The 12,890-nt window shown below is 72.1% G+C and carries 8 protein-coding genes; 5 read left to right on the top strand and 3 right to left on the bottom strand.

Annotation, left to right across the window (positions count from 1 at the left end; genetic code table 11):
• Window positions 1-410: 410 nt before the first annotated feature.
• Genes HUW36_RS04780 through HUW36_RS04770 form a run of 3 tightly spaced genes read right to left on the bottom strand, consistent with a single transcriptional unit; the run spans window position 411 to window position 3,984 of the window.
• On the bottom strand, window positions 411-2,468 hold the full coding sequence (locus HUW36_RS04780; RefSeq protein WP_174526994.1) for an AfsR/SARP family transcriptional regulator: 2,058 nt from the start codon (window positions 2,466-2,468) through the stop codon (window positions 411-413).
• Between the two features lie 12 nt (window positions 2,469-2,480).
• Entirely contained in the window at window positions 2,481-3,149 is a 669-nt protein-coding gene (locus HUW36_RS04775) for a DUF305 domain-containing protein (RefSeq protein WP_174526993.1), read from the bottom strand.
• Between the two features lie 10 nt (window positions 3,150-3,159).
• Window positions 3,160-3,984, bottom strand: coding sequence for a thioredoxin-like domain-containing protein (locus tag HUW36_RS04770; RefSeq protein ID WP_174526992.1), 825 nt, complete (start codon window positions 3,982-3,984; stop codon window positions 3,160-3,162).
• Window positions 3,985-4,082: 98 nt separating this feature from the next.
• Here HUW36_RS04770 and argS point away from each other — a divergent pair, with 98 nt between their 5' ends.
• The 5 genes from argS to HUW36_RS04745 form a co-directional block, all read left to right on the top strand.
• Window positions 4,083-5,747, top strand: a complete 1,665-nt coding sequence (argS, locus tag HUW36_RS04765; protein ID WP_174526991.1) for an arginine--tRNA ligase — start codon at window positions 4,083-4,085, stop codon at window positions 5,745-5,747.
• Between the two features lie 6 nt (window positions 5,748-5,753).
• Window positions 5,754-7,139 (top strand): diaminopimelate decarboxylase, encoded by a 1,386-nt coding sequence (gene lysA / locus HUW36_RS04760; protein WP_174526990.1) that lies wholly within the window; start codon window positions 5,754-5,756, stop codon window positions 7,137-7,139.
• Window positions 7,136-8,440, top strand: coding sequence for a homoserine dehydrogenase (locus tag HUW36_RS04755; RefSeq protein ID WP_174526989.1), 1,305 nt, complete (start codon window positions 7,136-7,138; stop codon window positions 8,438-8,440). Before lysA ends, HUW36_RS04755 begins: the two co-directional genes overlap by 4 nt.
• A gap of 115 nt (window positions 8,441-8,555) precedes the next feature.
• On the top strand, window positions 8,556-9,605 hold the full coding sequence (gene thrC / locus HUW36_RS04750) for a threonine synthase (RefSeq protein ID WP_174526988.1): 1,050 nt from the start codon (window positions 8,556-8,558) through the stop codon (window positions 9,603-9,605).
• Window positions 9,606-9,769: 164 nt separating this feature from the next.
• Window positions 9,770-12,890 (top strand): efflux RND transporter permease subunit (locus HUW36_RS04745; RefSeq protein ID WP_174526987.1); only part of this gene is annotated, 3,121 nt, incomplete at its 3' end.

The raw sequence follows: 12,890 nt of genomic DNA, 5'->3' as shown, positions 1-12,890 counted from the left end.
TGCTGCAGGTCGGACTGCATGACTCACTACTGCAGCTGCATGACCTCGGTCTGCGGCGCCTGGTAGCAGTGCAATGAGCGGGCCGTTCCATCCAGCCGGATGGAACGGCCCGCTTCGTGTCGCTGCCTTACCGGCAGCCGTTGATGGGGCAGTAGCAGTTGGTCGTCACGCAGTCGCTGTTGCACCTGCACCGGACGGTGGCGCTGGCACACCACGTTGACCCCGCATCGCACCCGCACACCTTGGCGTTACCCACGACGCGGGGGACTGCGAGACTGAGCGCGTGGTCCGCCAGCCGCACGAGCATTGCGGTCATGATGGCCTCCCTGTGGTCCCGGACATATTTACGCACAGGCTATTCCCCGGCCATACAGCGGCCTCGACAAAATCCGTACACGGAACGGTTGCCGTCAGCCGACGCTCCGAATGGAGAACTCGGAGGCGAAGACCCGAATGAGGTCCGGCAGGTCGAAATAACCAGGCGCCGGTGTCTCCAGCAGGTGGAAGTCGATGAGGGTCTCCAGGTCCGAGACTGCGGGGCGGGTCGCGGAGCGGGCGCCGTCCGCGCGGAACAGGTGAGCGATGTCCGACTGCTGGAAGCGGGTGGGAAACAGACTCAACCGGCGCAGCAGTTCGATCGCGGTCGGCCGCTCCGCTGCCAGTTCGTCGAGCACGGAACGCAGATAGTCCCGCAGTGAGGACTCGCCGAGTCGGAGCCCGTCGAGCCGGCCACGACCGTCTCTCAGGCTGTCCCGCAGCATGGCGACCGACCAACTCGGTCGGCTGGCCAACCGTGCGGCGGCGGCACGGAGCACCAGCGGGATCCCGCCACAGAGTCGCACGACCTCGTCCGCCGCGGCCTGATCGGCGCGGATCACGGCCGGGTCCACCAGCGACCCGAGCAGCCGGAGACCGTCGAAGTCGTCCAGCGGGCCGAGCCGCGTCTGGCGGCCCGCCTGGGTCAGCGCGAACTCCCGCGAACTCGTGATGATCGCGGACGAACCCGGGTACGCGGGCAGCAGCGCGACGACCGAGCTCTCGCAGACGGCGTTGTCGATCACGATGAGGAGGCGCCGGGAGGCGAGGACGGAGCGAAGCAGGCAGGTCGCTTCGGCGAGGGTGGCGTCGGGTGCGACGTCCCGCCCCAGGCTCCTCAGCAGATGCCGAACGGCATGGAGTGTCGTGGCGGAGGCGTGCGGCGTGCCGCAGTCCCGGAGATTCACGTACAGCTGGCCGTCCGGGAACTCGTCGCGCAGCCCGTGAGCGACCCGACTGGCCAGTGCCGACTTCCCGATCCCGAGCGGTCCGCGGATCAGGGCGACCATCGGCGCGTCGGCGCCGACGGCCGCAACCGCCTCCCTGAGCAGACGCTCCTCCCGCTCCCGCCCGACGAAGGGAGAGGGCGGCGCGGGCACCTGGAGCGGCGTGGGGCGCGTGCCCTCCGCTCGGGAGGGGGCGCCCGTGTCCTGCCGCCTCGGCCCGTCGGTCCGGATCGCGAGTCGTCCGGCGACGGCGCCGTCGAGCGGCTCGGCCGTTCCCTGAGCGGGCTCCGACGGGGCCTCGGGCAGGTCCCGTCGCAGGATCGACCGGTGCAGCTCGACCAGTTCGTCGCCCGGCTCGATTCCGAGCTGGTCGGCCAGTGTCGTGCGCGCCGTCGCGTAGGTCTCGAGCGCCTCGCCGGCCGCGCCACTGCGGTATTGGGCGAGCATCAGCTGCCGCCAGAGCCGTTCCCGAAGCGGATGCTCCGCGGTCAGTCGGAGAAGCTCGGGGATGAGTTCGGCGTGCCGGCCCAGGCCCAGCCACGCGTCGGCCCGGTCCTCCAGGGCGATCGTCCGGGACTCGTCGAGCGCGTCCAGCGCGCTGCCCAGCCAGCCGTTGCGTGGTAGTCCCTCCCCGGCTGCCCCGGTCCAGAGCGGCAGGGCCTCGCCGAGGCAGCCGGCGGCGACCGAGAGCCGGCCGGAGGCGGTGGCAGCCCGGGCGCGGGCCGTCAGTTCCTCGAACTGGCTGAGATCCAGCAGGTGGGGTGGCGCGTTCAGCTGATATCCGAGGCGGAAGGTGGTCAGGCTGATCCCCGCGTCGCCGGTGGAGCGCAGCGAGTGCCGGATCCCGGTGGCGTAGGTCCGCAGGTTGTCCAGGGCGGAAGCCGGCGGTTCGTCAGGCCACAGTGCCGCGATCAGGCGGTCGGTCGGCATGACCGCGTTGGGATTCAGCAGCAACGCCGCGAGCAGTTGTTTCGGTTTGATGCCGGCGGGTGGGCATGACGCACCGTCCACGAGCACGTCGACCCGGCCCAGGATCTTGAGTTGAATGTTCACTTGTCCCCCGTTTTGCGTCCGGCCCTGCGTGAGCGGCCGGCTACAGAATAGGTCAGGATCGACATCCGTGGGGGAGTTGGTGATCGACAGGTCGCGATGGCTGTCGGGCCGCGAACGACGATGCCGGCCGACCCCGCTCGGGTCGGCCGGCATCGACGTGAGGTGTCAGCCCTTCGCCTGCCGCTGCAGGTCGAGAAGGCTGTTCAGCTCGTTCTGCTGGGTGGCCTTCATGGTGCTGGCCACCCGCACCACCTCGGGGTCGTCGGTCACCTTCAGGACGGCGTCGACCATGTGGATGCCGCCCAGGTGGTGGTCGATCATGAGGGACAGGAACTGCTGGTCCACCGCGATGCCCTGCGCCTCGCGCAGCTGCTTCATCTGGTCGCTGGTGGCCATGCCCGGCATGAGCCCGTCACGCATCGACGCCCGACCGTCCGGCATCCAGGACATCGGTGGCTCGGAGCCGGTCGGGCTCAGGTTCCATTCGCGAAGCCACGTCTGCATCGCGCCGATCTCGCCCTGTTGTCCGGTGGCGATGTCGACGGCGATCTGACGCACCCCCGGCAGGGTGGCGGAACGGTAGGCGGTGAGACTCATCTCCACGGCCTGGGAGTGGTGGGTGGTCATGTCCCGGGCGAAGCCGGCCTCGGGGGAGGAGTCCCCGGGACGGGTGAGCTGCGGGGTGAGGAAGCCGCCGGCGTACCCGAGCAGCAGCCCGACCACGAGGATCACGGCCAGTGCCAGGACCCCGAAACGACGGGGGAGGCGGGCCTCCCCCTGATCGACCTCCGGGGCCGTCGCCGTCTCCCGGTCCGTGGTGCCGGTCGCGTTCATGCTCGTTTCCTCACTGAGTCGGCATCTGGGCGCCGAGGTCGCGCGGGGTGGTGCCCGTCGCCGTCACACCCTGGTTGCACAGGGCGGTCGGGCCCTCGACCGAGGCGTTGACCCGCAGGTCCTTGATGAACTCGTCGATCCGCTCGTCGTCCGCGTTGTCGACCTTCAGCTGGTAACCCCAGGCCTGGAGCGAGATCGCCTTGTCGAGGCCCTCGTACGGGCTCATCAGCATCTTCTCGGTGCCGCGGACCTTGCCGGCCAGCTTCTCGACCTGGTCCTGCGGCAGGTCGGGCCGGTAGGTGATCCACACCGCGCCGTGCTCCAGGCTGTGCACCGCGTGCTCGTTGGCGATGGGGGCGTCGTAGACGTCGCCCATGCAGTTCTGCCAGGCGTCGTTGTGCACGCCACCGACCGGCGGCGAGTACTTGTACTTCAACGGACCCGACTGGTGCTTCTCGTACTTGAGGCTCTCGGGGTCCTTGTCGCGGTAGTTGACGATGCCGTTGATGGCGTCCGCCCGCTTCTGCCACGGCTGGGCGCCCTGGTAGACCGCCCAGGCGCCGACACCGATGATGCCGACGGCGAGCACGCCGACCGCGACGAACAGGGCGATCGGACCCCACGAGCGACCCTGGCTGACCTTCACCGGCGTGACCGGCTTGCGGCCCTTGCCCCCGGCTCCCGGCCGTGGGGTGCCCTTGCCGCCCCCCGCCTTGCCCGCGCCGGCCTTCGCGGCGGGCTTGTCGCCAGCGGCCGGCCGGCCGGCGGCCGGCTTCTTGCCGGTGCTGACCACGGTGGGACGGCGCTCCGGGCCGCCCGGGGTGCTGATGCTCATCGTGCCTCGTCAGGTCGGTCGGTCAGGGGACCGCGGGGCCGGTTCACATGCTGGGTCGCCTCCGCGGTGCCCGAGTCTACCCCCGATAACATGGTTCGGTGACTCCCGCAGAACTCGCCGAGGTCGTCCTCGCCGCAGCCCACGCCGTCTTCGACGAGCGGGGCCTGGACCCTGCCGCGCTGCCCGCGCAGACCACCGTCGAGCGACCCCGTAACCCCGATCACGGCGACTACGCCTCGACGCTGGCGCTGCAGCTCAGCAAGAAGGTGGGCGTCCCCCCGCGGGAGCTGGCCACGGCCCTGGCCGACCACCTGGGCCGGGCGCCGGGGGTCAAGTCGGTGGAGATCGCCGGCCCGGGCTTCCTGAACATCCGGCTCGACGCGGGCGCCGCCGGTCAGCTGGCCAAGGTGATCGTCGAGGCCGGCCCGGCGTACGGGCGCACCGACACCCTGGCCGGGCAGCGGATCAACCTGGAGTTCGTCTCGGCCAACCCGACCGGCCCGGTGCACATCGGCGGGGTCCGCTGGGCGGCCGTCGGCGACGCGCTGAGCCGGCTGCTCCGGGCGACCGGCGCCGACGTCGGCACCGAATACTATTTCAACGACGCCGGCTCGCAGATCGACCGGTTCGCCCGCTCGCTGCTGGCCGCGGCCAAGGGTGAGCCGGCGCCGGAGGACGGCTACGGCGGCGCGTACATCGCCGAGATCGCCGCCGAGGTCGTCGAGCGCCGGCCCGAGGTGCGGGACCTGCCGGAGGACGCCGCCCAGGAAGTGTTCCGGGTCGAGGGCGTCCAGCTGATGTTCAGCGAGATCAAGTCCTCGCTGCGGGACTTCGGGGTGGAGTTCGACACCTACTTCAACGAGAAGGACCTGCACGATCGGGGCGAGCTGGAGCAGGCGCTGATCCGGCTGCGCAAGCAGGGACACATCTTCGAGTCCGAGGGCGCCACCTGGCTGCGGACCACCGACTTCGGTGACGACAAGGACCGGGTGCTGCGCAAGTCCAACGGTGAGTGGACCTACTTCGCGGCCGACTGCGCCTACTACCTGGACAAGCGGGAACGCGGCTTCGAGCGGGTCGTGATCATGCTGGGCGCCGACCACCACGGCTACATCGGCCGGATGAAGGCGATGTCCGCGTGCTTCGGCGACGACCCGGCGCGCAACCTGGAGATCCTCATCGGCCAGCTGGTCAACCTGGTCCGCGACGGCGCCCCGGTGCGGATGAGCAAGCGGGCCGGCACCGTGGTCACCCTGGAGGACCTGGTCGACGCGATCGGCGTGGACGCCTCCCGCTACGCGCTGGCCCGCTACTCCAGCGACTCGCCCATCGACATCGACGTGGAGCTGTGGACCCGGGCCACCCGCGACAACCCGGTCTACTACGTCCAGTACGTGGCCGCCCGGACCGCCAGCGTCGGCCGCAACGCCGCCGAGGCGGGGCTGACCCGGGGTGACGCCGCCGACTTCCGCGCCGAGCTGCTCGTGCACGAGAAGGAGAACGACCTGCTCAAGGCGCTCGCCGAGTTTCCGGCCGTGGTCGCCTCGGCGGCCGAGCTGCGCGGGCCGCACCTGGTGGCCCGCTACCTGGAGCGGCTCGCCGGGGCCTACCACCGGTTCTACGACAACTGCCGGATCCTGCCGCGCGGCGACGAGAAGGTCACCGACCTGCACCGGGCCCGGCTCTGGCTCAACGACGCCACCCGGACGGTCATCGCCAACGGCCTCCACCTGCTCGGCGTCTCCGCCCCGGAGAGGATGTAACCCCGCATGCGAGCGCACGAAGCCGGTGCCCTGCACGGCGACATCGGCAACCGCAGTCCGGCCTGGTTGCGTACCCCGGTCGACGTCAACGCCCTCGTGCCGCAGCTCTGGCCGCGGCACGTGGCGCGCGGCCCGGCCGGCGCGCTGACCGTCGCGGGCCTGGACGTCCGTGACCTGGCCGCCGAGTTCGGCACCGCGGCGTACGTGCTGGACGAGGACGACCTGCGCGAGCGCTGCCGCGAGTTCCGCGCCGCGTTCCCGGACGCGGACGTCTACTACGCCGGCAAGGCGTTCCTCTGCCGCGCCGTGGTCCGGATGATCGCCGAGGAGGGCATGTTCCTCGACGTGTGCACCGGCGGGGAGCTGGCCACCGCGCTCTCGGCCGGGATGGAGCCTGCGCGGATCGGCTTCCACGGCAACAACAAGTCGGTGGCCGAGCTGACCCGGGCGGTGGACGCGGGCGTGGGCCGGATCATCGTCGACTCGTTCGCCGAGATCGACAGGCTCTCCGAGCTGGCCCGCGAGCGCGGGGTACGCCCCCGGGTGCTGGTCCGGGTCACGGTCGGCGTGGAGGCGCACACCCACGAGTTCATCGCCACCGCGCACGAGGACCAGAAGTTCGGCTTCTCGCTGGCCGGCGGCGCCGCCGCGGCGGCCGCCTTCAAGATCCTCGACGAGGACGTGCTGGAGCTGCGAGGGCTGCACTCGCACATCGGCTCGCAGATCTTCGACGCCAGCGGCTTCGAGGTCTCCGCCCGTCGGGTGCTCGCCCTCCAGGCGCAGATCCGTGACGCGCGCGGCGTGGAGCTGCCCGAGCTGGACCTGGGCGGCGGCTTCGGCATCGCGTACACCACCCAGGACGACCCGGCGTCGCCGCACGACCTGGCCAAGCGCCTGCGCAAGATCGTCGACGGGGAGTGCGCGGCGGAGAACCTGGCAGTGCCGCACCTGTCGGTCGAGCCGGGCCGCGCGATCGTCGGTCCCGCCGTGTTCACCCTCTACCAGGTGGGGACCGTCAAGGACGTCGACGGCATCCGCACCTACGTGAGCGTGGACGGGGGGATGAGCGACAACATCCGCACGGCGCTCTACGACGCCTCCTACTCGGCCACCGTGGCGAACCGCGCGTCGGCGGCGGAGCCGATGCTCGCCCGCGTGGTGGGAAAGCACTGTGAGTCCGGGGACATCGTGGTGAAGGATGAATTCCTGCCCGCCGACGTGCAGCCCGGAGATCTTGTCGCGGTGCCCGGCACCGGGGCCTACTGCCGGAGCATGGCCAGCAACTACAACCATGTCCCGCGGCCCCCGGTCGTCGCCGTCCGTGACGGTCGGGCTCGGCTGATCGTCCGCCGGGAGACCGAAGACGACCTGCTCGCATTGGATGTGGGATGACCTCACCGGTTCGTTTGGCGCTGCTCGGCTGCGGCACGGTCGGCAGCGACGTCGTGCGGCTGCTGCACGAGCAGTCCGCCGATCTCGCCGCCCGGATCGGCGCCCCGCTGGAGATCGCCGGCATCGCCGTCCGCCGGCTCGGCCGTGACCGGGGCGATCTGCCGGTCGACCCGGCGCTGTTCACCACCGACCCGCTCGGGTTGATCAAGCGGGACGACGTGGACGTGGTGGTCGAGGTGGTCGGCGGCATCGAGCCGGCCCGGGGCTGGCTGGTCGAGGCGCTGCGCGCGGGCAAGAGCGTGGTCACCGCCAACAAGGCGTTGCTCGCCGAGGACGGCGCGACGCTGCACGACGCCGCCGCCGAGGGCGGCGCGGACCTCTACTACGAGGCCAGCGTCGCCGGGGCGATCCCGCTGCTGCGCCCGCTGCGCGAGTCGCTGCACGGCGACCGGATCACCCGGGTCACCGGCATCGTGAACGGCACCACCAACTTCATCCTCTCCGCCATGGACGCCACCGGCGCCGGCTTCGCCGAGGCGCTGGAGGAGGCCACCGAGCTGGGGTACGCGGAGGCCGACCCGACGGCCGACGTGGAGGGCTTCGACGCCGCCGCCAAGGCCGCCATCCTCGCCTCGCTGGCGTTCCACACCCGGGTCACCGCCGCCGACGTGCACCGCGAGGGCATCACCGAGGTGACCGCCGCGGACGTCGCCAGCGCGAAGGCCATGGGCTGCACGATCAAACTGCTCTGCATCGCCGCCCGGGGCGTCGACGCGGCCGGCGGGGAGACGGTGAACGTCCGGGTGCACCCGGCGATGATCCCGCTGACCCACCCGCTCGCCGGCGTCGGCGACGCCTTCAACGCGGTCTTCGTCGAGGCCGACGCGGCCGGTCAGCTCATGTTCTACGGTCGGGGTGCGGGCGGCGCGCCGACCGCCAGCGCGGTGCTCGGCGACGTGGTCGCGGTGGCCCGCAACCGTCTCGCCGGGGTGCACGCGGCCAGCGAGTCGGCGTACGCGGACCTGTCGGTGCGGCCGATGGGCGAGGCGCTCACCCGCTACCACATCAGCCTCGACGTGGCCGACCGGCCGGGTGTGCTGGCGGCGGTGGCCGGGGTGTTCGCCCGGCACGAGGTCTCCATCGCCACCGTGCGGCAGGGGCCGGCCGGGGGTGACGCCGAGCTGGTGATCGTCACCCACGTGGCGCCGGACGCGGCGCTCGCCGCCACCGTCCGCGAGCTGCGCGGGTTGGACATCGTCCGCTCGGTGGCCAGCGTGCTGCGGGTCGAGGGCGGCGCGTAGCCCGGGCGTCCCGCCTGATGGTTAGGACGGGGTGTGCCGGTGACCGGCCGGGCAGGCTGGTCCACGCTGTAGGCGGGTCCCGGTCGACCGGGGCCGGAGAGGCGAGGAGCGCGACATGTGGCGGGGACTCATCGAGGCGTACCGGGACCGTCTGCCGGTCACCGACGCCACTCCCGTCGTCACCCTGCACGAGGGGAACACGCCGCTGCTGCCGGCGCCGGTGCTCTCCGCCCGGGTCGGCGCGGACGTGTGGCTCAAGGTCGAGGGGGCGAACCCGACCGGCTCGTTCAAGGACCGCGGCATGACCCTCGCCGTCTCCAAGGCCGTCGAGGCCGGGGACAAGGCGATCATCTGCGCCTCCACCGGCAACACCAGCGCGTCGGCCGCCGCGTACGCGGCCCGCGCCGGGATCACCTGCGCGGTGCTGGTGCCCCAGGGCAAGATCGCGTTGGGCAAGCTGGCCCAGGCGCTGGTGCACGGCGCCAAGCTGCTCCAGGTGCAGGGCAACTTCGACGACTGCCTGGGCCTGGCCGGCAAGCTCGCCCAGGACTACCCGGTCGCGTTGGTCAACTCCGTCAACATCGACCGGCTGCACGGGCAGAAGACGGCCGCCTTCGAGATCGTCGAGGCCCTCGGCGACGCGCCGGACATCCACTGCCTGCCGGTCGGCAACGCGGGCAACATCACCGCGTACTGGATGGGCTACTCCGAGGACCTGCGCGACGGCAACGCCACGAAGGCCCCCCGGATGTACGGGTTCCAGGCGGCCGGCGCGGCCCCGATCGTCACCGGCCAGGTGGTGCCGGAGCCGTCGACCATCGCCACCGCCATCCGGATCGGCAACCCGGCGAGCTGGACCAAGGCCGTCGACGCGCGGGACGCCTCGGACGGCCTGATCTCGGCGGTCACCGACCGGGAGATCCTGTCGGCCTACCGTCTGCTGGCCCGCGAGGTCGGCGCCTTCGTCGAGCTGGGCAGCGCGGCAAGCGTGGCCGGTCTGCTCCAGCAGGCCGCCGCCGGCCGGGTGCCGGCCGGGTCGCGGGTGGTCTGCACGGTCACCGGGCACGGCCTGAAGGACCCGGAGTGGGCCATCTCGACGGCTCCCGCGCCGGTCACCATCGCCAACGACGCCCTCGCCGCCGCCCGCTCCCTCGACCTCGTCTGAGTCGTCGGCCGACCGGCCGGCGGCGGTGCCGGCCCGGCGCCGACCCCGGCGTCGAGGGCGTCGCCGGACGGGTCCGGCGACGCCGGGCCGGCTGCTGGGAGCGTGATCGCGTACGGCAGACTCAGGGCACCCCGTAGACCCCTCTTCAGGAGTGAGTAACGCCCATGTCGCTGCTCGCCAGATTCAGTCTCGCCAACCGGGGCCTGATCGCCCTCATCGCGTTGGTGACCACGGCGTTCGGGGCGTTCGCCGTGCCGTCGCTGAAGCAGCAGCTGCTGCCGTCGCTGGAGTTCCCCGCCGCGTTCATCGTGGCCCCGTACCCGGGCGCCGCCCCGGAGATCGTCGAGTCCCAGGTCGCCGAGCCGATCGAGAACAGCCTCCAGGGCATCCCCGGGCTGGAGAAGGTCACCTCGACCTCTCGCGAGGGTGCGGCCACCGTCCAGGTGCAGTACGAGTTCGGCACCGACCTGGACGACGTGGTCAACAAGATGGAGACCGCGCTCAACCGGATCGACGCCCAGCTCCCGGAGGGCGTCGACCCGCAGGTGATCGCCGGCAGCACGGACGACCTGCCCGCCGTGGTGGTCGCCGCGACCGGCGACGGGGACGAGCGGGCGCTGGCCGAGAAGCTGCGCGCCACCGTCGTACCGGAGCTGGAAGGGCTGGACGGGGTCCGGTCGGTGGACGTCACCGGCGCCCGCGACCAGGTCGTCACCGTCACACCGGATCCGGTGAAGCTGGCCGCCGCCAAGGTGGCGCCGACCGCGATCGCGCAGGCCCTCAAGACCAACGGGGTGGCCGTGCCGGCCGGCGCGCTGGCCGACGGCGACCGCTCGCTGCCGGTGCAGGTCGGCACGCCGATCCGCACGGTGGACGACCTGCGGGGGATCGTGCTCACCACGGCGCCGGCCGCGCCGGTACGCCTCGGTGACGTGGCCCGGGTGGAACAGCAGCTCGCCCCGGCGACGTCGTTCACCCGCACCAACGGCAAGCCGAGCCTCGGCATCGCGGTCACCGCCAGCCCGGACGGCAACGCGGTGGGCATCTCGCACGACATCCGGGACCGGCTGGACGAGCTGAAGGCCGCCTCCGGCGCCGAGCTGACCGTGGTGTTCGACCAGGCCCCGTTCGTCGAGCGGTCCATCGAGAGCCTCACCACCGAGGGCCTGCTCGGCCTGCTGATGGCGGTGGTGGTGATCCTGGTCTTCCTGCTCTCGGTCCGCTCCACGGTGGTCACCGCGGTCTCCATCCCGCTCTCGGTCCTGGTCGCGCTGATCGTGCTCTGGGCCGGCGACTACTCGCTCAACCTGCTGACCCTCGGCGCGCTGACCATCGCGGTCGGCCGGGTGGTGGACGACTCGATCGTGGTGCTGGAGAACATCAAACGGCACCTGGAGTACGGCGAGGAGAAGCGGGACGCGATCCTCTCCGCGGTCCGCGAGGTGGCCGGCGCGGTGACCGCCTCCACGCTCACCACGGTCGCGGTGTTCGCGCCGATCGCCCTGGTCGGCGGCTTTGTCGGGCAGCTGTTCGCGCCGTTCGCGATCACCGTGACGGTGGCCCTGCTCGCCTCGCTGCTGGTGTCGCTGACCGTCATCCCGGTGCTGGCCTACTGGTTCCTGCGCCCACGGCGCGGGGCCGATGACGCCGCCGCCCGGGCGGCCGCCGAGGAGAAGGAGCTGCGCAGCCCGTTGCAGCGGGCGTACCTGCCGGTGATCGGCTTCGCCACCCGCTCCCGCAAGAGCCGGTGGGCCACCGTGGCGCTCGGCCTGGTGATCCTCCTGGGCACGTTCGGTCTGGCGCAGAAGCTGGAGACCAACTTCCTGGACGATTCCGGCCAGGACACGCTGGCGATCCGCCAGGAGATGCCGGCCGGCACCGGACTCGCCGGCACCGACCGGGCCGCCGCCCGTGTCGAGGAGGTGCTGAAGCGGACGTCGGGGGTGGAGACCTACCAGGTCAGCGCCGGCGGCGGGGACAACCCGTGGGCCGGGGGCGGCGGCAGCGACAGCGCCTCCTGGTCGCTGGCGCTCGCCGACGACACCGATGCCAAGACGGTGCGGGAGACGCTGCGCAAGGAGTTCGACGCGCTCGGCCCGGAGGCCGGTGAGCTGACCTTCGGCGGTGGCCAGGACGCCTCCGCCAACCAGGTCGAGGTGGTGGTGCAGGCCGCCGACCAGGAGACGCTGACCCGGGCGGCGGAGGAGGTCCGGGCCGCGATGGCGGACACCCCGGGCGTGGAGGACGTCACCAGCGGCCTGGCCACCCGGGTGCCCCGGGTCGAGGTGACCGTGGACCGGGCCGCCGCGGCGCGCGCCGGTCTCACCGAGGCGGCCGTGGGGCAGCTCGTCGCGCAGACGTACCGGGGCGCGCCGCTGGGCCAGGTCACGCTGGACGGCACCGCGCAGGACGTGGTGCTCAGCAGCGGGGCGCGGCCGCCGGTGAGCGTGGCCGAGCTGCGGGCGCTGCGGGTGGGCCCGGTGACGCTGGACGCGATCGCCGACGTCGCGCAGGTCGACGGGCCGCAGCAGGTGACCCGGATCGACGGTGAGCGCAGCGTCTCGGTCACCGGCACCGCCACCGGCTCGAACCTCGGCGCCACCACGCAGGAACTGCAGAAGCGGCTGGACGCGCTGGACGTGCCGGGCGCCACGTACGTGATCGGCGGGGTGAGCGCCGACCAGGCGGACGCGTTCGCGGACCTCGGCCTGGCCGTGCTGGCCGCCATCGCGATCGTCTTCCTGATCATGGTGGCGACGTTCCGCAGCCTGACCCAGGCGCTGATCCTGCTGATCTCGGTGCCGTTCGCGGCGACCGGGGCGATCGCGCTGCTGCTGGCCACCGGGACGCCGCTGGGCGTGCCGGCGCTGATCGGCGTGCTCATGCTCGTCGGCATCGTGGTGACGAACGCGATCGTGCTGCTCGACCTGATCAACCAGTACCGGGCGCAGGGCATGGGCGTCACCGAGGCCGTGGTCGAGGGTGGCCGGCGCCGCCTGCGGCCGATCCTGATGACCGCGGTGGCCACCATCTTCGCGCTGCTGCCGATGGCGTTCGGCCTGACCGGCGAGGGTGGCTTCATCTCGAAGCCGCTGGCCGTCGTGGTGATCGGCGGTCTGCTCAGCTCGACGCTGCTGACGCTGGTGCTGGTGCCGACGCTCTACACGATGGTGGAGCGGACCAAGGGCTCGCTGCGGGCCCGCCGGGACCGCCGTCGGGGCGCCGCGGAGCCGGTCGAGGCGGCCGAGCCGGCCGAGGCCCCCGTGCCGGAGCCGGTGCCGGTGG

Source organism: Micromonospora maritima (genome assembly GCF_902825405.1).
GTDB classification, from domain to species: Bacteria; Actinomycetota; Actinomycetes; order Mycobacteriales; family Micromonosporaceae; genus Micromonospora; species Micromonospora maritima.
Note: the sequence above shows the minus strand (reverse complement) of the source record. Positions and strands in the feature narration are given on the sequence as shown.

What these genes read in the sequence shown, in the direction of transcription:
- HUW36_RS04755 (WP_174526989.1), top strand. Translation starts at nt 7,136, where the DNA reads ATGACCTCACCGGTTCGTTTGGCGCTGCTCGGCTGCGGCACGGTCGGC.
- HUW36_RS04775 (WP_174526993.1), bottom strand. Translation starts at nt 3,149, where the DNA reads ATGAACGCGACCGGCACCACGGACCGGGAGACGGCGACGGCCCCGGAG.
- lysA (WP_174526990.1), top strand. Translation starts at nt 5,754, where the DNA reads ATGCGAGCGCACGAAGCCGGTGCCCTGCACGGCGACATCGGCAACCGC.
- HUW36_RS04780 (WP_174526994.1), bottom strand. Translation starts at nt 2,468, where the DNA reads ATGCCGGCCGACCCGAGCGGGGTCGGCCGGCATCGTCGTTCGCGGCCC.
- thrC (WP_174526988.1), top strand. Translation starts at nt 8,556, where the DNA reads ATGTGGCGGGGACTCATCGAGGCGTACCGGGACCGTCTGCCGGTCACC.
- HUW36_RS04770 (WP_174526992.1), bottom strand. Translation starts at nt 3,984, where the DNA reads ATGAGCATCAGCACCCCGGGCGGCCCGGAGCGCCGTCCCACCGTGGTC.